This is a genomic window from Roseivirga sp. BDSF3-8, assembly GCF_041449215.1.
GTDB lineage: Bacteria > Bacteroidota > Bacteroidia > Cytophagales > Cyclobacteriaceae > JBGNFV01.
In genome coordinates, this window is sequence record NZ_JBGNFV010000001.1 from 4,018,941 (window position 1) to 4,041,253 (window position 22,313).

Consider the following 22,313-nt stretch of genomic DNA (forward strand, 5'->3'; position numbering starts at 1 on the left):
TTAGGAGGACCAGTTAAGTATTCTTCTCAAAGGCAAAGTTATTACTATTCTGAGCCTGTGAGCCTCAATATAGGGTATAAAAAAATTGGTTAGATTTATTCTAAATAACTGCAGTCTCATATAATGAGATCATAGGAGGATAAGTTTGACATACCTTCTGATAAGGTCGCGAATACCGAAAAGCGTATGAGTAGGTGTTATTTCAAATCAATCTCTTTTTATGAAAAAGGTAGAAAAATCTATTGACCAATTGATGTCTTCTATGGTAGATGTAAAAGAAGATCAAATGGGAATGCTCCATGGTGGATTTCAAGCTGTTGAATCTGGAGTGATAGAAGAAGCTGATGCCGCGGGTAACTTCTGTCTCGTAATTAAGCTTAATATTTGCTAACAGTTATAAATAAAGCTCTATCTGATTACAGATAGAGCTTTATTGAAAATTTATGATCATGAAAGTCAGTAAATTTAATTCTTTCGTTCCATATAAGGGTAAATTTGTAGCCTTTAATTCCCTCACCCTTGGTTTTATTATATTAGACCCTTTTTTATATGAGTTATATACGGCAGGTAATCGTGATAATGAAATAAATAAGCTAAAACAGGTACACCCTGCTTTTTTTAATACCTTGTCGGACAAAGGTTTCATTGTTCCTGATGAAAAGGATGAGGATTTGAGTTTTAGGGCTCTGAGAGATTCCATTGACATGGATGATTCTAATTACACCCTAATTATTAATCCAACTATGAACTGCAACTTTAAGTGCTGGTATTGTTACGAAAGTCATATTAAAGGCTCAAAGCTAAATGATGAAACCCAGGAAAAAATTAAAAGACATATATCACATGTATTTAAGAATCAGAAAGGGCTGAAAAATTTTCACCTGTCGTGGTTTGGTGGAGAGCCCCTTTTGTACTTTGAGCAGGCAATTGTACCTATTTCTGATTATGCCACTGAAATTTTCAAAAATTCGGATGTATCCTTTTCGATGTCATTTACTACAAATGGCTATTTAATTTCAGAGAAAGTAATAAAAAAGTTAAAAGACTATAATGTAACTACATTACAAATAACATTGGATGGTAGTTTAGAACAGCATAATAAAGTCAGGTATGTCAATTATAACAAGGGTTCATATAAAAAAATAGTCGAAAACATCAAAGCCCTGACAACGTCAGGTTTGAATGTGCACGCAAGAATAAATTATACTGAAGAAACCCTTGAATCAATCAATAATGTCATTGATGATTTTGAAGATTTGGACTACGAGACCAGAACCAATTTAACTTTCTCTTTTCATAATGTATGGCAGGAAGGCGACCCTAAAATTGATAAAGTAGAATCAATTATTACTGCCTTTCGGACAAGAGGGTTTATCACTAGCTCACAATTTTCTAATGTTGATACAGTTAGGCAATCTTGTTATGCGGATAAAAAATATCAGGCTACTATAAACTATAATGGGGAAATTCATAAATGTACTGCTAGAGATTTTACCTCAGATCGAACCGAGGGTATTTTAGAAGAAAACGGCTCAATAAGTTGGAATGATAAGTATTATAAACGCCTTAATAGTAAATTTAAAAATAACCCATGTAATTCTTGTAGGATTCAGCCGATATGTAATGGAGGGTGTTCTCAGGTGGCTTTAGAAAATATAGATAATGATTATTGTGTATGGGAAAGCCAAGGTGTTTCTAAAGATCAGATTATTCTAAGTAGATTCAAACATACAATTGAGTCTAAAATTCTTCAGGAAGCTTTAAACGAAAAAAAGGCAATCGATATACAGGAGGAAACTATCAAAAAAGCCTCCGCAACCGCATAAAAAAACCGCAGCGGTTATCCACTGCGGCCTTATGCTTAGCCTGCTGGTGGGTTAGTACCCACTGGAGTCAGGCTCCGCTTCACATTTCCTTAGTAATAAGAAAGAGCGGGGGGGGAGCTCCACATTTTCGCGGATCATCGTGTTTTCGTGCATCGCCTTGGGATTATCTGTTGATACGATGATTTCCCACTCCCACTTACGGTGCTTAAGCGGGAATATGAACGTCACCGGCTCCCAGTAGCTGTTCAGCATCATCATATAAGTATGGTCCGTGATCAGGTTCCCCTTTTCATCCCGTTCCTCCATCGCATGCCCGTTCAGCAGCATGCTCAGGCAGCGTACGTAGCCATTGTCCCATTCCTCATCCGTCATATCGTGCCCGTCCGGCGCCAGCCAGCGGATATCACGCACCCCTACACCATGCACCTTACGGCCATGGAAGAAGCGTCTGCGGCGCATCACAGGAGCATTCTTACGGAAGCTGATAAGCTCCTTCGTAAAGTCGAAGAGAGCCTGCTGACGTTCCGTCCAGTCCCAGTTAAACCAGCTAAGCTCATTGTCCTGGCAGTATACATTATTATTACCATTTTGCGTACGGCCATACTCATCCCCCATACTGATCATGGGCACCCCCTGGCTCAGCAGCAGCGTAGAGAGGAAGTTGCGTTTCTGCTTTTCACGCAGCGCGATGATCTTTTTATCATCCGTAGGACCTTCCACCCCGCAGTTCCAGCTTATATTGTGTGATTCGCCGTCATTATTATCCTCCCCGTTAGCCGCATTATGCTTTTCATTATAGCTCACCAGGTCATTTAATGTAAAGCCATCATGTGCCGTCACAAAGTTAATACTCGCCGTAGGCTTTCGGCCATCCGTCTGGTACAGGTCACTGCTACCCGTCAGGCGGTTTGCCATTTCACCCACCTGGCTTTCGTCCCCCTTCCAGAAGCGGCGTACCGTGTCTCGGTACTTACCGTTCCACTCAGCCCATAGCACAGGAAACTTACCCACCTGGTAGCCCCCCTCGCCCACGTCCCATGGCTCTGCGATCAGCTTCACCTGCGACACGATAGGGTCCTGGTGTATCGTATCCAGGAAAGTAGACAGCTTACCCACCTCATGCAGGCCGCGCGCCAGGGTAGAGGCCAGGTCAAAGCGGAAGCCATCCACCTGCATCTCAGTCACCCAGTAGCGCAGGCTGTCCATCACCAGTTGCAGAGAGCGCGAATGCAGCATATTCAGGCTATTGCCCGTGCCCGTATAGTCCATGTAATACCGCTTATCATCCTCCACCAGGCGATAATAAGCCTGGTTATCTATCCCCTTAAAGCATAGCGTAGGGCCATAGTGGTTACCCTCCGCCGTGTGGTTATACACCACATCCAGTATCACCTCTATACCCGCCTTATGGTAAGCCTTTACCAGTTCCTTAAACTCCGTCACCTGCTCCCCCAGCTTTCCCGCTGAGCTATAGCCCGAGTGAGGCGCAAAGAAACCTATCGTGTTATACCCCCAGTAGTTGCGCAGGTCCTTATCCATCAGCGTTTTGTCATGCACAAACTGATGGATAGGCATTAGCTCGATGGCCGTTACCCCCAGGTTTTTAAAGTATTCTATCACCTGTGGCTGCGCCAGCCCCTTGTAAGTACCACGGATACTCTCATCCACATCCTCCCGCAGCTTCGTAAATCCCTTTACGTGCAATTCATAAATGATCGACTGGTGCAAAGGCGTTTGCGGCTTTTCCACCCCTTCCCAGTCAAAAGCAGAGTCAATCACGATGCTCTTATTCATGCCTTCCGAGCTGTCCTGCGTGTCAAACTTCAGGTCACGGTCCTCATCCTCATCCCCCACAGGATATCCGAACATGGCATCAGACCAGTCTATCCGACCATCTATTGCTTTAGCGTACGGGTCCAGCAGCAGTTTGTGTTTATTAAAACGGTGTCCCTGCTCAGGCTCATACGGGCCGTCCACCCGGTAGCCATAGAGCTGCCCAGGCGACAGACCCGGTATGTACACATGCCATACGTGGTCCGTCACCTCCGTCATTTCTATCGAAACATATTCCTTCTCGTCGTTTGTATGATTGAACAGGCATAGCCATATAGCCGTAGCATTTTCGCTGAAGAGAGCAAAGTTTATTCCCTCCCCGTCATATGTAGCCCCCAGCGGGTAAGGTTTACCCGGCCAGTGTTCTATCGTTCCTTCCAATGTCATATAGTGTTTTTTCTATTAAAGGGTTCTGTCAGAACCCTGTTTACCTCAGCCAATTAGTCAAGGTATTTTATTGTGTTCAGCATTTCTCCCGGCTTCATTACCTTATTATAAAGTTCCTTATCCACCTCCATAGGGGCTGAGTGAGCCATGTCCCCCAGGTCTACAGGCGCAAACCCGATGTCCGAGATCATGCCCGCCACCACATTTCTGGCATCCGGATCATTGCCCGCCAGCGGGATAGCCAGCCGGTCTTCACCTCTTCTGAAAGCCTTGTCCCTAAGGTTCTCAAAGTATATCGTGTTAAAGGCTTTTACTACGTCCGAATTCGGCAGCTTCTGTACCGTGTATTCAGTTTCACGCATAGTTTCATCTTCCCGGATCTTCTTAGCCATGTCACCGTCCCGCTCAGGGTACGGGTTGCAGGTATCGATGACCGTTTTCCCCTTCAATTTCTCCTTCAGGCTACCCGCCGTTTCCTCTATTGCTTTATAAGGGATCGAGAGCACCACCACCTCCCCGTAATCTGCCGCCTCTTCAGGCGTGCCCGCCTGTGCATTGCTGCCCGCCTGTTCCACCAGGCTCGTCAGTTGCTCAGGGTGTCTTGAGCTAAAATATACAGAATGTCCCGCCTGAGCCAGGTGTACCCCCAGGTTGCCTCCTATATTGCCAGATCCTATTATGCCTACTTTCATGGTGCTACACGTTTTATTTATAAATAATCTACGCTATGCAGTTGAAAGTGAATAAGGTACGCTTTGGTTTAAAATATTTTATCCACCGGCCTTCCCAGCACCGGTTCACACAGAGTCCCCTTTAGCCTCCCCTCATCCGCAAGCCGTCTCGCAATACCTATCGGCTCCCCCGAAGGCTCATTGCTAAGGTCAAACGTGCCATAGTGCATAGGGATAAAGTACCGCGCACCCATTTCATTACTAGCCTTTACCGCATCCGATGGGCTTATATGATTAGGAGACATAAACCACTCCGGCCTGAAGGCCCCGATACCGATGATACACACATCCACACCCTCCTCAAAGAGTTCCTTCACCTCCTTTAAGTGGCTTCCGTAACCCGTATCACCACTGAAATAGATCGTCTTGCCCTTATGCCTGAATACAAAAGCACCCCAGAGCCGCTTATTCGTATCCGTCAGGTGCCGCCTTCCCCAGTGCCGGGAGGGCAGAAAAAAAAGCTCCACCTCTTCATGAGCCATCCTGAACTGCTGATACCATCCCGCAGTCTGTACCGGTAGCCCCCCCGTATACTCCTCCAGCACCATCTCCATTTCCAGCCCGGCCATTACCTTCATTTTAGGATTGTTCTTCGCCAGCAGTTGCAGGCTCTGTTTCTGGCAGTGGTCCCGGTGGTCATGTGAGATCAAAAGGTAGTCAATCCCCCTCAGCTTTTCCGGTGCGATAGGTATATGTGAAATTCTCCTGGTAAAAGGGATATTATAAAATACCGGGTCCGTCAGGAATGTGATCCCCGAGAGCCGGATATAAAATGAAGCATGTCCCAGCCAGACAATACAGTCCTCATCCCCTTCCAGAAAGGCCCCGCTGTCATCCGTTTCAGGACTGAAGTCATCCTCTTTCTTTGCCTTTTTCTGTGGTTTTGGCCCCGTCACCCATTTGATAAGATCCGAAAATTTAGGCTCAAAAGGGTGCTCATGGTTCACGAATCGGCCTTTTTCATCCAGCGGAGTGCCTGGCCAGTTATCTTTTATGGTAAGTAGATCCGGATTAGAAATGTGTGTGGACATTAAAGGAGAAATTTGCCTTAACTACCCGCTTACCCCAAAATTTGTTTAGCGCATGACCCTGTTATGTGATTAAAATCTAACCGATCCTACCCCTTTTTCGTTGTTATAGTCAACACACCATAATCAAATTATGACACTAGCAGTACGCATCTTTTCCGTTCTTTCTCTCTTTTTAATCGCCTTCACCTCCTGTAAAACCGAGCGTGAACTTATGCAGGACAAGGTAGAGTTGCTGGTAAGCGTAAACGAGCATAGCGAACCCGAAATGCTATTTCTCAATTACCTTGGAGCACCTAAAGAAGACCTGGATGCAGACGAGGGATTGTTGGTAGTTCCTTCAAACCTTATGATTGTAGATGCACAGGGAGGAGTCCCCAAAGGAGCAGAGTTCGTACTATCCCTGAGCCGGAAGCAGGCCGATACCGATAATGGGCCAATCCTCAAGATTTTTGACCCTACCACCGGCAGGTATACAGAAACCAGCTATGTCATCATCGGAATCAAACCCAAAGAAGCCCTCGAAGAGAATAATTAATTATTCTGACCGCAGCGCATATACCGGATTATTTCTTGCTGCTTGCCACGAGTGGTAAAAGATAGTCACACTTGCTACCGCAGTGATTATACCCCCCGCCAGTAAGTAAGTCCCTGCATCCATGCCAATCCGGTACGCAAATTCCTGCAGCCAGTGCTCCATTCCAAACCACGCCAGCGGCATCGCTATACCGAAGGAGAGAGCGATCAGTAACAAAAATTCCCTGTACACCATGCCCATCACCTGGCCTGAGGAGGCCCCCATTACCTTACGTATGCCTATCTCCTTTGTGCGCTTAGTCAGAGACAGGGTAACCAGCCCAAACAGACCCATGCAGGAAATAGCTATCCCCAGCAACGTCGTAAGCCACATAATGCGGCTCAGCCTCTTCTCCTGACTATACTGAGAAGCCAGCGTCATATCCACGAAAGAGTAGTCAAATGGCTGGTCCCTCAGCGTCTCCTTCCAGATTTTTTCTATACGGTCCATAGTAGCCGGTAAGTCTGCCGTATTCAGCTTAAGCGTTATTTTCGGGTTCGGGTTAGTTGCAAAGTCCAGATTAGTGATGTTCTTCAGCAGGCCCATTGGGCTTACCACCAGCAGCGCCGGCATTACCGGTGAGTGCAGAGACTGGTAGTGAAAGTCCCTCGCCACCCCCAGTATCGTATAGTCTCCAAAGGGCCGTGGCATGGCAGCGCCCGCCGGGTCCTCTATGCCAAAGTGCTTCACAAAAGCCTCATTCACCACCACCCCATAGTTCAGTCCCGCTCGGTTGTCCTCATCAAAGCCCCGTCCCGCCTTTATATCTATCCCGTAAGCATCGATAAACCTGCTGTCCACCACATTCATCGTAATTTCCTCATATACCCCCTTTTCATCCTGCCAGCCTATGTTCGTCCAGCCCTGCTGGCCAAACGTGTGTGTGGACATCCCCACCACCTCCACCTCAGACACAGAAGCCAGGGCCTCCGCCAGCAGATTCCGGCGTTGCAGCCCCTCATTAATATATCCTTCAAAGTCCTTAAAAACTTTACTCTCCATATGCTGCGGCACAGTAATCAGTTGTTCCTGCTCAAAGCCCAGGTGCTTGTTCTGCAGGTAAGCCAGTTGGCGTTGCATCGTAAGCGTGCCCAGAATCAGCAGAATCGAAAGAACGAACTGAAACCCTACCATGAGCCGCCGCATCAGCTCCCGGTTACGGCCCGTACCCCCGCCACTGTGAAATATCCCTGCCGGATGAAACCGGCTCAGAAAGAGGCTTGGATAGCTGCCCGCCAGCAGGCCCGTACCACCCCCCAACAATAAGATAAACAGGATGTTCGCCACCGACAGCTCCAGCGAAAGCTTCACCCCCGCCAGCTCACTGAATACCGGCAGCAAAATGGCCGCAAGAGCAATCCCCGCCACCAGTGCCACAAATGTCGTCAGCAAAGCCTCCGCCCAAAACTGCGACATGATCTGTCCCCTCATTGCCCCCAGAGACTTGCGTACCCCTACCTCCTTTACCCGGGAAAGTGAGCGGCCCACCGCCAGCGTCACAAAATTAATACACGCCACCAGCAAAATCAGTAGTGCCACTGCAGACAGGATATAAATGTATTTCGCATCACTAACCGGCGCTATCCCGGCAGGTATATCAGCATTCAGGTGAATGTCTTCCAGAGGCTGCAAGCCCACCACATAGCTGCCCGGCTGATAGTCTTCACCCAGCACACGTTTGACCAGTGCCGGCAGCCGCCCCTCCAGATCTGCGGCCCATGCCCCCTCTTGCAGCAGCACATACGTTTCACTGAAAATATTAAAGTAGTTCGTTCTCGATTCCGGCCCCACCACATCTAAAAAATGCTCATAGTTCACCAGCATATCATATTGAACACTTTGCGTCGCCCGCTGGTCCGCCACCACCCCCCGCACAATAAACTCCTCGAAGCGATTCCCCAACTGTACCGTCATATACTGGCCCAGGGCCCCTTCAGAGCCAAAGTGCTTTTTTGCTGCACTCTCCGTCAGCACAATGCTCTCTAGGTCAGCCACACTTGCCTCACCTGACACCACCTCCGTATCAAACAGATCAAAAAAGCCCTCGTCCGCAAAGTGCATAGTTCCCTCCAGCAAGCGGTTGCCCTGCTTTACCACCGTACTGCGCATATCAAATCGCGTAAAAGCCCGCACCTCAGGGTAAGTAGCCGCCAGGTCAGGGCCCAGCGGGATAGGCGTAACCGTATTAAAAAATTGCTCCCCCTCACCATAGTCCTCCTTCACCCAGGCACGGTATATATTCCTCCCCTCCGCAAAGTGCCCGTCAAACGATAGCTCATACTGTACATACAGCCAGATCATGATACAAAAGGCAAACCCGATCAGCAGACTAGCCACATTAATAGCCGCATACCCCTTCTGCTTAGTCAGGCTGCGCAGCGCCACCTTCAGGTAGTTGCCGTACATATCCATCACATGCCCCGCACTTCCCCTGCGGATAAAGCGCGGCTGAAAGAACATCAGCACATTCAGCCAGTACCTCAGATCAGCTTTAAGCTTACCCTCTTCCGCCATACGGCGGTGGTACGCCTCCTCCATATCACCCGCCAGCTCTTCGCATATCGCCGGGTTACAGTACCACTCAAACAGCCTGCGTGCCAGGGTAGGGGGAGAAACATTATTTTCCATGTTGTTCATATTCAGATACTAAAGTTCCAGACAGGCTTAGGTATCGCCTGCCACAGGCTGTCCCGCATTTCCTTCGTATGCTTCAGCGCCTCCTTACCCGTCCCCGTTAGGCTAAACAGACGCTTCTTGCGTCCTCCGCGGGTTTCCGTAGCGCCTCCCATTTCCGAGGCCAGAAAACCCTTATCCTCTAGGCGCATCAGTGTTTTATGCACCGCGCTCATCGTCACCGTCCGGCCCGTTCTTTTTTCTATTTCATCCGTTATCGCCAGCCCGTATGCCTCTTCATATAAAATACCCACCGCCAGCAGTACTAACTCTTCAAACTCACCCAGGTAATTGCCTTTAGTCATTACTTTCTACTTTGTCTAGGTAATAATAAGCAAGTCCCCTGTAAATGTCAAGGCACAGATAAATCACGAATAACAGAGCAGAGGGCCATCATACCTGACCGTCACGCCTGCAGTAGTCCCCCATGCCCCTGAATAGTATGCTTACAGGAATTTATTTGGATATTTTCCGATCAGCAAAAGTGAGAGAAAGTCAAATGAATAATTCATGAAATAAAACCTGTTGTTTCATGGATTTTTCAGAAAAAAAATAGCTTTTTAGGGCTTTGCTGTAGCTTTACTACTTGATCCTTGACCAGGAGAAAGAAGCTGCGGTACATTATTTATAGTTAAATTTTATCCATTATGAAAAAACTAAGCTTAAAAGAACTCGAAGTCACTAGCTTCACTACTGTTGACACTGACTCAGTTAAAGCCGGTGGCGGACTTGATACCAGAAGAAAGTCATATTGCGTATGCGATACAGACGAAGTAGACTGGAACGGTCTCGCCCTTTGCTAAGCGCTGATCCCATATAAAATGATGAAGAGGCTGTCTCAAAAGGCAACCTCTTTCTTTTTGTTCAAAATATAATTTGGCATTCCTCGTAACTACCGCGGGGTTGTACCGCGTCGCGTCCGACCGGGTCGCGCCTGACTGGGTCGCGTCCGACTTCGCTATGCAGAGTGTTTGAGGTGATTTTCAAAATATTGTTTGGCAGAAAAAGAGGCCTTGCTACTTTTGAGACAGCCCCTTTTTTTAGTGCCTTTTTATCTATAGCACAAATCCCATCGTATAACGGGGCGCCATGCATATGGGCGCCATGCATATGGGCCCCAGCTACTCGCAGAGTGCAGGAGTAGACACCTGCAGCAACCACCGGCATTTCCCTTCCCCAATTTAGCCACCCCCTCCGCAGTCCATTTCGCCATAAGGGCCTAACACCCTACCAGTCCCATCGGGAAGTCGCCTTTGAAGCAGCCAAGGCACGTAGCCTGCTGGCTTACCAGTATCGCAGAAGAGTAATGCGGTATCATCACCTTCTTATACTGGATGCCCTTTAAGCTACCCCAGTTACTATAAAAATCATCCTGACCGCTACTCATATTTATAGCACTTTTCCTATATTTACGACCTGGTCAAGGTAGCCTTCTCCCACCACTTCAGACCAAATCATACCCGAGCTCCTTCGTCTCTGCTCCGTTTCTCCTCCGTAACTACTTCGCCTATCCTGTACCTATCCTATAAGTAGCCTATACCTGGCGTATATTTCAGGCCCATGTACCTTAATTTCATAGCTTTTGGTATTTTTCCGTTAAATGGCAGGTTTTTAATGATACCCAAAATTCATCTCCAGCTCATCACAAGAGCTTTCTTATACAGGTCTGCCGCACGATAGTTCTAGCTCCAATTGCCCTAAGGCCCTACCAGTCCCATCGGGACATTGCCTTTGTAGCCCAATCAAGCCAGATCAACCCACAGTGCCGTAGGCACGCAGCCTACTAGGCAGGTCCCATATTATTCCTCAAAGCACTATAAGAGAGGTGTTTGGTTTGCACTATAGAGGGCATAGCCGTCATTCTAAGCCCCTGTTTTGGTGAAGAAAAATGATTTGCTGTTAAAAACAGCGCACCCTCTAGCAATAGGCACAAATTCCCCTCCCCAGGGAGCATAGCCGTCAAGCTAAGGCTCTATTTTACTGATTTTGAATGATTGCTTATAAAAATGTGGTGCTCTGCATCGATAAGTACGAATAATTCCCCTCCTGGGGGCATAGCCGTCAAGCTAAGCCTCTGTTTTGCTGATTATATATAATTTACTTTTAATAATATGGCACTCTGCAGCGATAGGCACAAATAATTCTCTCCCTGGGGGAGCATAGCCGTCAAGTTAAGCACACAAATTACTGTAAATCAATTAATAAGCAGTGAGTCCCCTTTTGGGACTGGGGACGCACACGTCGGGCAGGCGCAGAAATTTACTTTGGAATGGCAATAGCTCACGCCGGGGTGGGTCTAAAGCTGGAGCAATAATCCATTATTTCAGCTTATACCTACAGTCTAACCCAGTCGCCTGCGTACTCGGTCTGAAAGACCCCAGCTCCGGAATCTTTATTTGAGTTCTAAATGGCCATTTGAGGCCGAGTCGGTCGCGACCCCGGCTCACAGGAGGGTAATTTACATTGGATCAACTCTTAGCTTGACGGCTATGCCTGAGGGAGGGGACAGATGAAAAAACGTTCCAAAGTTTTTTCATAAGGGTGGTCCGACACTCGGTGATCCGGCATTCCGGAGGCCCGACATTCGGTAGCCCATACCTTAACCTAACGGCCATTCTTTCAATTTTGCAACGTAGCCCTTGGGTAGGGAATTGATAGTACCATTCATAATGACCAGCCGTTAATATGAATGACCATATGCCTTTTCTATCATATTTAATTGACTGCAGCCAAAGGATAATATTCAGTTGGCCGAATCACTTACCCTATCCGGGTCCCAGCCACCACTCCGTAGTAGCTTTTTTAGTTGTTTGTCACGTATCTCAGTATCATTCAGGCCTTCACCATCCTTATCCCTTAAGTTGGCTATATACCCCCCGCTTATCGTATCCAGATAGTCCTCAATAGCCCCGATTAACAAATCTGCCTTTTCGGAAGCCCCCGCTCCATTATCCGCAGAAGTAACCAGCCTGTTCAGCCGCCATATATTTACTATAAACGATGACTTTTCTTTCATACTGAAAAAGTAATGAATCACCGGATACGCCAGGTGATGCTGATTGTGTACATTGATCATATCCACAATATCAGAAGCATTATCCAGCACATGCTGCAACTGCCTCGATGCAGGGAGCCTTAGGATATTATTTATAAAGAGAGCACCTGACCTTTTATGGATCACCGCCGATGATACCGATATCAGATAAGTCATAGCCGTAGTAAAGAATATAAACCCTGTAAACGAAAATACGGCGATCACTATTTGCCATGAGGGCAGACCCGGTTTAAAGTCACCGTTGCCCATCGTAGAAAGGACATAACCGCTAAAATACATCTTGTCCGTACTGTTGCCAGGTACTTCCGACGTTGCCACCAGCACAGAGTACGGATCCGATAATAGCAGCAGGTAAAAGCCCAGCCAAAGGCCCAGTATCCACCACGTGATCAGCGTCAGCGTAATAATCGCCCCCGCGTACTTAAGCACCACCCGTTGGCCCGATTTTTCACCTACCCATAAAAAGACATCACATACATAACCCGACAACCTGGATGAAACCAAACCTGCCCCGCTTACAGATATAACCGTAAGGAAGAAATCCGTAAAGACGATCATCAATAGCAGTATGCCTATTATAAGGAACAGGTAATTCATTTGTCAGTATTCATTATTAAACACCATATAATCAGTAAGAGGATATACCCGCTTCAGGTGGGCATGGCTGATTAGCAAGCCTCCCCAAGTGGCATGTAGCCTGAATGGCAGTCACCAGGCACAACTTCGCCGTAAAACCCTTAGCACCTTTGCGTGCCTACCCAGCTCGAAGGTGAGCGGTAGGAGGTACGAATGTTATTTACAATACATTTAGCACCCCAGTCAGTTTGGTACCATTTAATTCCTTCCCCTAAGGGGAAGGTGGCTGCACATACCTAACCCCCAGGATTCCTGGGTATAATGTTGAAATTCAAAGGTCAATTCACTACTAAGGTGGCCTGGCAGACGAAAGGGGAGAACCTCTCCCGTATTTTGCATCTGATTTTGCGCCATTGTGTGAGATAAACAGGCACTTACGAAAACTAGTCCTCGTTTTCCAGCCGGTTAATGATCTTCTTCATCTCCGCAATCTCTCTCTTTTGCGCTTCGATTATCTCCTTCGCCAGGGCCCGCGTTTCCGGGTCCTCCAGCGTAGCCTGCTGGCTTACCAGTATCGCAGAAGAGTGGTGCGGTATCATCGCCTTCATATACTGGATGTCCTTCACCGTAGTCTGGTCCCTCAGAAAATAATAACTGAGCGAGGTCACCAGCACCGCCAGCACCACTATTACCGCATTTTTAGCCTTATTTTTATACATCGGCGCCATAAAAGCCAGCATAATCAGCGCCATAGGACCTACCATATACAGCGCCATGTAAGTACGCGTATGGCTCAGGTATATATGATCAAACTGGTCTACATTAAAAAACATCGCTGCGTACATAAACACAAATGACGACAGCATCATCAGGGCAAACTTTAAATAATGATTCTTCACAGCGTATCTTATTTTTTAGTGATAGTTTCTTCCACATTTCCGCAAGTCAGCATTTCATCGCCGAAGTAAGGGTTGCGGATCTCCTCAGCATCAGAAAACCAATAAGCCCCCTCATTATCAAATGCCATCGGGCAGTACTGCTTGTAAATAGTGCCACTACTTACCGACTCCTTCAGCAAAGGCTCCACAAGCGTCGTAAACTCAGAAAAGTGCGTCCTCAAGTCATCCAGACCCTCCGCTTCCGCCATAGCAAGCGCCGCCGCCTTCATTTCCGCACGCTCCTCTTCAAAGGCCTGAGCCAGGTTAGAGGCCGCTGTTTTAGCATCCTCCAGGTCAGAGTTTACCAGCGAGGTCCGCACCTCCAGGTAGTTCTGGAATACCTTACCCACCATGCCATCCTTAAATTCAGCATCGAAGCGGTCAGGCGTCTCCTCCGTCTCTTCCTTTACCTCTTCAGGCGTTTTCACTTCCACCTCCTGCTTTTGCTCCCCCTCCACACAGGCAGAAAAGTTCAGCAGAGCCAAAGTGGCCAGTGTTAAAAAAATATGTTTCATCATCGTATAGTTTTAGCTAAATGTTAAATACTTAAAATCGTATAGACAGACCACCGCCCCCGCCAAAGCGACTGTCATAGCTGCCCATCAGTGAGAAATTTCTTGATAGGAAATACTCCATACCTGCACTCCACACCAGCTCATCCATATAGCTCATCGGAGCACCCGTTGCCTCATTCTCCAGGTCATTGACCCAGCCAAAGTCCGCCTGGTATTCTATATTTCCAAATATGGTGGTACGCGGAAAGATCATCAGCTCCCGGCTAAGCCTTACCTCCGGCCTCAGTTTATGGTCTAGGCGCACGTCCAGGTTAAACATGTATGGAGTAAAAAAGCGAATACCGCCTATTGCCACCGCTTCCAGTTCATCCAGGCTATTCTCACCCTCATTTTCCATGTTTACCCCCGCAAACACACTCAGATAGTCATACAGGTAGCGTTCGTAGGTAAATTCCGCCTCCATGTTCTCATTATAGCCAAACTCACCCGAGAGGTTAAACTGGTTGCGGGTATTACTCGAGACCAGGCTAAGGCCTGCCATATGAGAGCCCACCTCTGCAGTACCCCACGTATAATACTGCCTGCCCTCGTTTACCAGTACCTTCAGTGGCGCATCCTTCAGCCGCGGGTCACGGTCATCCCCATAGCTGAATATGCGCGCCATACCACCCATCATGTGGTACAGCACATGACAGTGAAAAAACCAGTCGCTGTCCTCCGTCGCATTAAACTCTATCGTCACCTTATTCATCGGAGGCACATTTACCGTATGCTTCAGGGGCGAGTACTCCCCATGTTCATTTATCACCCTGAAGAAGTGGCCGTGCAAGTGCATCGGGTGGTGCATCATCGTCAGGTTATTCAGCGTAATGCGCGCCACCGTACCCCTCTCCACCCTGATCTGGTCAGCTTCTGACAGCGGCACCCCGTTCATGCTCCACACATAGCGCCACATATTGCCCGTAAGGTTCAGCAGTATCTCCTTCACCTCGCGGTCTTCCGGCATCGCCGTGCTCTCCGTAGCCTTCAGGTAGTCGTAAGTATATTCCGAGAACATATCCATATGCCCCATACCTCCGTCCGACATATCCATGCCGGACATCCCCATGCCGGACATCCCCTTCTCCTGATCTTCCATCTTCATTCGCTTATCCTCCTTCCCCGTATCCATTTCCTCGTGGCCTGATTGCCCCTCCTGATCCATAGAGTGGTGGCTGTGGCCCTCATCGCTGTGCCCTTTCATCTCATGCCCCGGCTTCATGCTTTCTGAGTCTTCTTCCATCTGCATCCCCCATTCCTCCATCAGTTCCTGCGGGTCCGTCTCCGAGGGATTGAACTTCATCGCCGGCGCACCCATCCGCATGTCCATTTTCGCCATCTGCATCATCATCCCTATCTTATCCGGCCTGGGCGTTTCCGGTGCCTCCTTCAGCGGGCCACTCCCCAGTATGGTCGAGGAATAACCCGAGCCATCCTGCGCCGTAGCGCGCATCTCTATACTGCCGCTTTCCGGTATCGTAAGGATAATATCATACGTCTCCGCAATAGCAATGAACACCTTGTCCTTTCTCACCGGCACTACATTCAGCCCATCCGCAGACACGATGGTAGGCTCACCGCCACCAAACGTAAGCCAGAACTGCGAGGAGGCAGAGCCGTTTATGATCCGCAACCGTACCTTTTCCCCAGGCTCATATTCCCCGTACGACACCCGTTCTTCACCATTCGCCAGGAACGCCGGGTAGTAAATGTCGGCTATGTCCGCGCTCTCCATCCGCTGCTTCCAGAAGTTAAACTGCGCCCCAAGCGCCCCGCGCGCAATTACCCGGTTCAGAGGAGTCGCCGTTCCCTTCTTTATATTATACCACTCATTACCCCGTTTCAGGTTTCGCAGTACATTCATTGGCTTCTGGTGCGTCCAGTCAGACAATACCACCACCTGCTCCCTATCATAGGCCAGCTCCGTGCCGTTTTCAGGTTGTATCACAATAGAGCCATACACCCCGCTTTGCTCCTGCAGCATCGTGTGCGAGTGATACCAATACGTGCCAGACTGTATCAGCGGATATTCATATTTAAACGTCTCCCCCGGCATAATAGGCGGAGTCGTCAGGTACGGCACCCCATCATAGAAGTTAGGTAGCAACAGCCCGTGCCAGTGCACAGAGGTTTCCACATCCATTTCATTCGTTACGTAGATCACCGCATACGCCCCCTCTTTAAAGTCCAGCGTAGGTCCCGGGATGCTGCCGTTTATCGTCATGCCCATAGATTTCCTGCCACCCTTTTCCACCATCTCCTGGCGTAAAGTAAGGCGGTGTACAATCGTATCTTGCTGGGCAAAGGCCTGCTGGCTTGCACCCGCCAGCACAATGAAGAGAAAAAGTATTAATGCGTGTTTCATGAGCTGTTTTCCTGAAAAGGGTAGCTAAAAAAGTATAATAGGAGAAACCCCTGGCAGCGGAGATAGTGCTGCGCAAACAGGAAACCCCTGTGCCTGGAGTAGGCGCCCGGAAAAATGCTCAGTGTATTATATCAGAAAGGTCTCGTACCGGATGTGCAAACGTGGTTGCCCCCGCGACGGCGGCGAGCTATAGGCAGTCGGCTGGCGAAGCAGCACTACAGAGAGGTTATAGACAGGTTCCTCCTGAACCACTACTGCCACAGGCAGTTCAAAGGTGAAGCTCCCGTGTATGACAGGCTTAAAGGCGTCATTTACCTCAAGAGAGAGAAAATAATCACGGCAGCAACCTTCTGCCATCAGGCAAGCCTGCCCTTCCATATCCGTATCCAGGCAGTCCCTGTCCATGCCCGACATGCCACAGTCCATCGCAGATATGCCCGCCATCAACTGGTGAAGCACCGCCTTACCCCCGCAAAAGTGCGTGCCCAAAGCCATTCCCTGGCTCATTAGCAGCATCACAGCCGCCAATACTATGGATAGTGCTTTTCTCACTAATTGCTATACCCTATCCATACAGAATTGTTTGCAGCTATTACCTACAAGAGTGTTATATTTTTGAAATCCTCCTCAAACCGGTTCGAGAAACGTACCCTAGCCATCACAGATTTAAAAGCCACTCTCGTAAGGCGGTCAGTTTTTTTTGTTATTGAGGGATTGTGAGCTTCTGTTGTTTTGAGTTTTTTTATTAAATCAGATCTACACTCATTTCTGATCAATTGTCCTTATAACAGTTTCTTGATTTTCATTTCTCCAATGACTATTAAACTTGCAAATGCTGTCCAAATAATAACTGGTACAGTCAGCAAAGCTGCTGTCTTATTTATTGGAAAGAGTTTGTAGACAACAAACGCAGCAAAATATCACTACAATATTCCCAATCAGTCCGAACCATAGGGCGGAAACGTTTGTCAATTTTGCGAATCCTAAGGTGTAATATGCATAAGTTGCACAAAGAAAAGCAAGACCAAAAAGCCACCATTGATAGTTATTCAATTCAGTTTGAATAAGATTGTATCATCCGATCCCAAGAAGGGTAAATAGAACAAACCAAATAACTGGTATTACAAATCCTGGAGGTGCATACCAAAGTTTCGGTGTTTCATCATTATCAAAGTTAAGTCCAATGAATGGAGCAGGAATATTTACTAAGATTAAGATTCCGTAGAAAATCAAGACACTAAAAACCAAAGCCCAAATCATATTTTGATTATTTGCGTGTGTCATTATTCTAGTGCTTTCAGGTCAGAGGCTAGTCCATTTACCAAATAAAAAGTTGATGTCTGCTTGTATTATTTTCAAGTTGGCCATAACGGTGGCATAGCAGCCGGTTAGGGCTTTACGCGAGGTATTGGCTGTTACGTTTGTAGCCTTTGTTTAGATTTTTACACCAAATTTGACCATCAATCCTGAATTTATGTCGCCATTTAGGTACGGCTGAGTATATAGCTTCAGCCCTATCAAATAACTCTCATTTAACTGATAAGCAAGCTCAGTTATAATATTGAAACCAAATTCTCTTCGCCTATCGTAGTTGTATTCATCTACAAAACAGCCGTTGGGGCCACAGCTGGTAGATTGAGTGGTAATATCGGAAACTACATAGTAAGATAAACCACCGCCTACTCTGAAATCAATAACTCTGGTGTTCCCGAAAGGTGAAATGAATAAATTCGTGTTTCCTTGTGCATATGAGGCTGTTCCAGTCGTTTGGTCATCGCCAATTCCATAATTCAAACTGATGGCAGTAGTGAAAAATGAGTTTATCTTATAATTCAATTCTGTCTCAAAGGTTGTAGTGCTAATATCACCAGTACCTAAAATGGTCCTTGCTACCCCAAATCTTATATCAGTTCTTGAGTCTATTTGAGCATAAGCATTTGGTAACGCCATAGATAAAACCATCAACACAATTCCTATTTTCACCTTCATATATTTAATTTAAAGTGCTATAAATCAGACAACTGAGTAACATGTCCTTTGTTAACAGCTTTAAACTGCCCCACCACCGCAACAGGACATACACTGCTCTGCGGTCTGAAAGTCTGAGTGCAGAAAGAAGAAAGTATCCGGAAATACAAATGAGACAATAGGGGCAGGTTCACGATTGAGTTGCATTGAAGTATTAAATAGTCGCAATCACACCTCAGAAACCGGCTCTCGTAAGGGATCTGTTTTTTTCTGGATGGCTAATGACTTCAGTGCATGTTTGGCATGAGTGAATACTAGCGCCATTTTTTATGCCGTAGTATTCACCAAATATTTAGCCAGCTTTGCACGGGTCATAAATAGTTTCGGAACAGCCTTTGAAAATGGCTTCAATATCGCGGTAGGATGATCCTAAAATCAGTACCATCCTGTTCACTACTTGCCACTACAACCTTATCTTTATCAGCCTTCACTATTTCAATTACCACATATAACCCAATACCATAGCTACTTTCTTTACAATCCCCGTTTTCTCCGGCATCTTTAAATAATCCATTGAAGATAAGTTCTTTACTACCTTCTGGAATCGGATTTCCTTCATTGTGTACAGAGAGTGTGATACCACACCACGGGTCTCCACACTAACAATAACAGGTCCGCCGGTTCGTCCCTAACGTAAAGCATACGCCACTAAATTGGATATAACCTGCTCCATGCGGATAGAATCCCTCTGCACTTGTATGGGGCCCGGTGCTTCAAAGCGCAAATCGGCTTTAGGGTATGCTAATTGAAATTCCTGGATTTTTTGCTGGCATTGCAGCGTCAGATCGGAGGATCTTTTTTCTACGGTAATCCCGGTACCTAATCGGAGTTTAGTCACTTCAAGCAAGCTCTCAGTCAGTTCCCTTATCCGCTTAATACTAGCATCCGTGCGTTGAAGCAACATTCTTTCCTCTTCAGAAATATTTTTTGATAATGAAAGCAGTTGTTGAACGGATTTTATGGCCGAAAGGGGATTGCGCAGATAATGACCCAATATTCCCAGGAACCAGTTTTTACTATTGTCCATTTTATTGTGATAATGACTTACAGAGTGCATCCATGCCTCATCTATTGCCTCATTAAAACGGATCATGTCCTGAAATTTATCATCTTTAGTCTCAGATGCCATATTTCTTTCCAAAGACGTAATACATTGGCTCGGAAGGCACGAAACTCCGAACTCACCTGTATAATATCAAAACCTGATTCCACTCGGTGTATGCCATGATCTTTTGCCGGTTGGTCTTCAATAAGCTGAGGTTTCTTCAGCCCTCTCGACTTATCCTTTTCCCCAAACCTTTTGCCTCGTAGTATATTCTCTATTCATAGGTCAACTTTTTCCCTATGAGCTATTCAAGACGTTCCTTTATTAAAGCCGCCGGTGCCGCCGCCGCCCTGTCAGCACTGCCCTTTCCCGGCATACTCTTAGGCCGGCAGCCCCAAAAGCTCGGCGTGGCCCTCGTCGGGCTTGGCAATTACAGCACCGGCCAGTTAGGCCCCGCCCTCCGCCTCACCCGGCACTGCCAGCTCCGCGGCATCGTTACCGGTAGCCCCGATAAGGTCCCCCTCTGGCAGCAGCGCTACAGCATACCCGATAAAAACGTATACAACTACGGTAACATCCACCAGGTAGCCGATAACCCCGATATAGACGTCCTCTACATCGTATTGCCCAACTCCATGCATAAAGAATACGCCATCAAAGCCGCCGAGGCCGGTAAACATGTATGGTGCGAAAAGCCTATGGCCCTCAATGCAAAAGAGTGCCGCGAAATCATAGCCGCATGCAAAAAGAATAATGTGAAGCTCTGCATCGGCTACCGCATGCAGCACGAGCCCGATACCCAAACCATCATCCGCTACGGACGCCAAAAAACCTATGGTGACATTACCGGAGTAGAAACTGAGGCAGGCTTTCGCTTTAGCGGAGGCACCCCCTGGAGGCTCGAGAAAGAAATGGGCGGCGGCGCCATGTACGATATGGGCGTATACCCCCTCAATGCCGCCCGCTACAGCACAGGCCTTGAACCCATCGCCGTCACCGCCCGGCATGAAGTCACCCGGCCTGATATGTTCAGTGAAGTAGATGAAATCACCTACTTCACCCTCGAGTTCCCAGGCGGCATAAAGGCCGACTGCAAGACATCCTTTGCTGAAAATATCAATCGCCTCCAGATAAACTGTACCCAGGGCTGGTACAGGTTGCAGCCCTTCCAAAGCTACAGTGGCATACGCGGTACCACCAGCGACGGCACCACTATCAACGAACGTATCACCGACCAGCAAGCCCTCCAAATGGACGATGACGCGCTCGCCATCCTCCAAAACCGCCCCGTCTTGGTGCCCGGTGAAGAAGGCCTGCGCGATCTCCTTGCAGTAGACGCCATCTTCCAGAGCGCTGCTTCCGGAAAACGCGTCAGAATACCTCCTGCTGATTGATGCCCCCCAGACTACCGGTCATGCGGATTCACCTATGGAAAATAGTTGAGACCGGGAACCAAATGCCGCACCATAGTTAATAGTACACGCTGTATCATGGCACCCCTTAGCCATTAGAACTGAATATTCACTTAACCGAACATGGACAAGTCCAAAAAAAGAAAAATTTGGGTCTCACTGGCCGGGATAGGTCTCGTAGCCGCCGCCCTGGCCCTCATCGGGTTGTTTAATAGCTCCGGTGGAGGTCAGAAAGCACCACCAGGCGCCTCATCATCAGGTAAAGCCTCCTCCGATTCTGTTGCCCGCACTGCCGTCAGAGCCACCACCGTCAGCCCCTCCGAAATCACCCGGCAAATACCCCTCACCGGCAGAGTAGTACCCGAGGATCGAGTAGATGTATATGCAGAGTATGCCGGCCGAACCATCAAAGGAGCCAAACCCTTTAAAGCCGGCACACAGTTCAACGCCGGCCAGGTCATGCTCCGGCAGGATGCCTCCGAACTCAGGCAATCCATCAAATCCGCCAAGAGCCAGTTCGTACAGCTACTCTCCCAGACCGTCCCCGATCTCCGCATAGACTACCCCGCCATCTATGAAGAATGGAAAAACTACCTCCTCAGTTTTGATGTCACACAACCCCTCCGCGAACTGCCCGCCGTACAAAACGACCAGCAGCGGCTCTTCCTCACCGGCCGTAACATCTATTCCCAGTTCTACACCGTGCAGGAGTTAGAGAGCCGGCTATCCAAGTACGTCATCCGCGCACCCTTTAGCGGCACCCTTACCCAGGCCACCATAGACCCCGGCACCATCGCATCACCCGGGCAGAAGCTCGGCGAAATATCCCGCACCGGCACCTATGAACTGGAAGCATCCGTTGATTTTGACAATGTAGAGTTTCTCAGCCCCGGGCAAGTCATCACCTTTCACCGCACCAACAGCGACCTCACCTTTCAGGGCCGCCTCATCAGAATAAACGAAACCGTAGACCCCGAGACCCAGCTCGTCAGCGTGTTTTTCAGGCTCGAAAGCCCCCGGCTACGCACCGGCGTATACCTCCAGGGCACATACGCCGGCCGCACCTATCAGCAGGCCGTTCGCCTACCCAGGCAGGCCATCGTAGATGATGCCTACGTATTCGTCGTGCAGGACAGCACCGCCCGCCTCAGGCAGGTAGACGTAAAAGGCCGCTCACTCGACCAGGTACTCGTTACCGGGCTGGACAGCGGCCAGCGCGTTATCCTTACCGAGCAGACCAAAGCATTCGAAGGCACACCCGTTTCCATAGTTCAGGATTGAGAGT

At 48.1% G+C, this 22,313-nt stretch carries 21 protein-coding genes; 6 read left to right on the plus strand and 15 right to left on the minus strand.

Annotated elements, in window-relative coordinates; genetic code table 11:
- Positions 1–220: 220 nt before the first annotated feature.
- Together AB9P05_RS16625 and AB9P05_RS16630 are read left to right on the plus strand one after the other, a co-directional pair.
- Positions 221–391 carry a hypothetical protein gene (locus tag AB9P05_RS16625; RefSeq protein ID WP_371909958.1) on the plus strand — a complete coding sequence of 57 codons (171 nt, stop codon included), beginning with the start codon at positions 221–223 and terminating at the stop codon, positions 389–391.
- Positions 392–449: 58 nt separating this feature from the next.
- A complete protein-coding gene (locus tag AB9P05_RS16630; RefSeq protein ID WP_371909959.1) occupies positions 450–1,826 on the plus strand; it encodes a radical SAM protein in 1,377 nt (458 codons plus the stop codon).
- Between the two features lie 51 nt (positions 1,827–1,877).
- Here AB9P05_RS16630 and glgX read toward each other — a convergent pair whose 3' ends face one another.
- From glgX to AB9P05_RS16645, 3 genes are all read right to left on the minus strand, one after another.
- The gene (gene glgX / locus AB9P05_RS16635; RefSeq protein WP_371909960.1) at positions 1,878–4,046 is read right to left on the minus strand and encodes a glycogen debranching protein GlgX; all 2,169 of its coding nucleotides are present in this window, start codon (positions 4,044–4,046) and stop codon (positions 1,878–1,880) included.
- 53 nt (positions 4,047–4,099) lie between these two features.
- Positions 4,100–4,738 (minus strand): NADPH-dependent F420 reductase, encoded by a 639-nt coding sequence (locus tag AB9P05_RS16640; RefSeq protein ID WP_371909961.1) that lies wholly within the window; start codon positions 4,736–4,738, stop codon positions 4,100–4,102.
- A 68-nt stretch (positions 4,739–4,806) separates the two neighbouring features.
- Entirely contained in the window at positions 4,807–5,808 is a 1,002-nt protein-coding gene (locus AB9P05_RS16645; RefSeq protein WP_371909962.1) for an MBL fold metallo-hydrolase, read from the minus strand.
- A gap of 130 nt (positions 5,809–5,938) precedes the next feature.
- On the opposite strand from AB9P05_RS16645, the gene AB9P05_RS16650 reads away from it, so the two are divergent.
- The gene (locus tag AB9P05_RS16650; protein ID WP_371909963.1) at positions 5,939–6,343 is read left to right on the plus strand and encodes a hypothetical protein; all 405 of its coding nucleotides are present in this window, start codon (positions 5,939–5,941) and stop codon (positions 6,341–6,343) included.
- Here the strand turns inward: AB9P05_RS16650 and AB9P05_RS16655 are convergent, their stop codons facing one another.
- Both AB9P05_RS16655 and AB9P05_RS16660 read right to left on the minus strand, forming a co-directional pair.
- Positions 6,344–9,010 carry an ABC transporter permease gene (locus AB9P05_RS16655; protein ID WP_371909964.1) on the minus strand — a complete coding sequence of 889 codons (2,667 nt, stop codon included), beginning with the start codon at positions 9,008–9,010 and terminating at the stop codon, positions 6,344–6,346.
- An 11-nt stretch (positions 9,011–9,021) separates the two neighbouring features.
- Positions 9,022–9,360, minus strand: a complete 339-nt coding sequence (locus tag AB9P05_RS16660) for a PadR family transcriptional regulator (RefSeq protein ID WP_371909965.1) — start codon at positions 9,358–9,360, stop codon at positions 9,022–9,024.
- Positions 9,361–9,702: 342 nt separating this feature from the next.
- On the opposite strand from AB9P05_RS16660, the gene AB9P05_RS16665 reads away from it, so the two are divergent.
- Positions 9,703–9,858 (plus strand): hypothetical protein, encoded by a 156-nt coding sequence (locus AB9P05_RS16665; RefSeq protein ID WP_371909966.1) that lies wholly within the window; start codon positions 9,703–9,705, stop codon positions 9,856–9,858.
- A gap of 416 nt (positions 9,859–10,274) precedes the next feature.
- On the opposite strand, the gene AB9P05_RS16670 is transcribed toward AB9P05_RS16665, so the two are convergent.
- The 10 genes from AB9P05_RS16670 to AB9P05_RS16715 form a co-directional block, all read right to left on the minus strand.
- The gene (locus AB9P05_RS16670) at positions 10,275–10,442 is read right to left on the minus strand and encodes a hypothetical protein (RefSeq protein WP_371909967.1); all 168 of its coding nucleotides are present in this window, start codon (positions 10,440–10,442) and stop codon (positions 10,275–10,277) included.
- 1,356 nt (positions 10,443–11,798) lie between these two features.
- On the minus strand, positions 11,799–12,707 hold the full coding sequence (locus tag AB9P05_RS16675) for an ion channel (RefSeq protein WP_371909968.1): 909 nt from the start codon (positions 12,705–12,707) through the stop codon (positions 11,799–11,801).
- 422 nt (positions 12,708–13,129) lie between these two features.
- Positions 13,130–13,585 carry a DUF305 domain-containing protein gene (locus AB9P05_RS16680; protein WP_371909969.1) on the minus strand — a complete coding sequence of 152 codons (456 nt, stop codon included), beginning with the start codon at positions 13,583–13,585 and terminating at the stop codon, positions 13,130–13,132.
- Positions 13,586–13,593: 8 nt separating this feature from the next.
- Complete coding sequence (locus AB9P05_RS16685) at positions 13,594–14,142, minus strand: DUF3347 domain-containing protein (protein WP_371909970.1); 549 nt, start codon at positions 14,140–14,142, stop codon at positions 13,594–13,596.
- A gap of 28 nt (positions 14,143–14,170) precedes the next feature.
- Positions 14,171–16,543: a multicopper oxidase domain-containing protein gene (locus AB9P05_RS16690; protein WP_371909971.1), complete on the minus strand. Its 2,373-nt coding sequence runs from the start codon at positions 16,541–16,543 to the stop codon at positions 14,171–14,173.
- Positions 16,544–16,669: 126 nt separating this feature from the next.
- A complete protein-coding gene (locus AB9P05_RS16695; RefSeq protein ID WP_371909972.1) occupies positions 16,670–17,095 on the minus strand; it encodes a hypothetical protein in 426 nt (141 codons plus the stop codon).
- A 522-nt stretch (positions 17,096–17,617) separates the two neighbouring features.
- The gene (locus AB9P05_RS16700; RefSeq protein WP_371909973.1) at positions 17,618–17,827 is read right to left on the minus strand and encodes a hypothetical protein; all 210 of its coding nucleotides are present in this window, start codon (positions 17,825–17,827) and stop codon (positions 17,618–17,620) included.
- Between the two features lie 150 nt (positions 17,828–17,977).
- Positions 17,978–18,526, minus strand: coding sequence for a hypothetical protein (locus AB9P05_RS16705; RefSeq protein WP_371909974.1), 549 nt, complete (start codon positions 18,524–18,526; stop codon positions 17,978–17,980).
- Between the two features lie 392 nt (positions 18,527–18,918).
- The gene (locus tag AB9P05_RS16710) at positions 18,919–19,149 is read right to left on the minus strand and encodes an ATP-binding protein (protein WP_371911364.1); all 231 of its coding nucleotides are present in this window, start codon (positions 19,147–19,149) and stop codon (positions 18,919–18,921) included.
- Between the two features lie 50 nt (positions 19,150–19,199).
- Complete coding sequence (locus tag AB9P05_RS16715) at positions 19,200–19,712, minus strand: sensor histidine kinase (RefSeq protein WP_371909975.1); 513 nt, start codon at positions 19,710–19,712, stop codon at positions 19,200–19,202.
- A 203-nt stretch (positions 19,713–19,915) separates the two neighbouring features.
- Here AB9P05_RS16715 and AB9P05_RS16720 point away from each other — a divergent pair, with 203 nt between their 5' ends.
- Both AB9P05_RS16720 and AB9P05_RS16725 read left to right on the plus strand, forming a co-directional pair.
- Positions 19,916–21,010, plus strand: a complete 1,095-nt coding sequence (locus tag AB9P05_RS16720; protein ID WP_371909976.1) for a Gfo/Idh/MocA family protein — start codon at positions 19,916–19,918, stop codon at positions 21,008–21,010.
- A 141-nt stretch (positions 21,011–21,151) separates the two neighbouring features.
- Positions 21,152–22,309 carry an efflux RND transporter periplasmic adaptor subunit gene (locus AB9P05_RS16725; protein ID WP_371909977.1) on the plus strand — a complete coding sequence of 386 codons (1,158 nt, stop codon included), beginning with the start codon at positions 21,152–21,154 and terminating at the stop codon, positions 22,307–22,309.
- Positions 22,310–22,313: the final 4 nt, after the last annotated feature.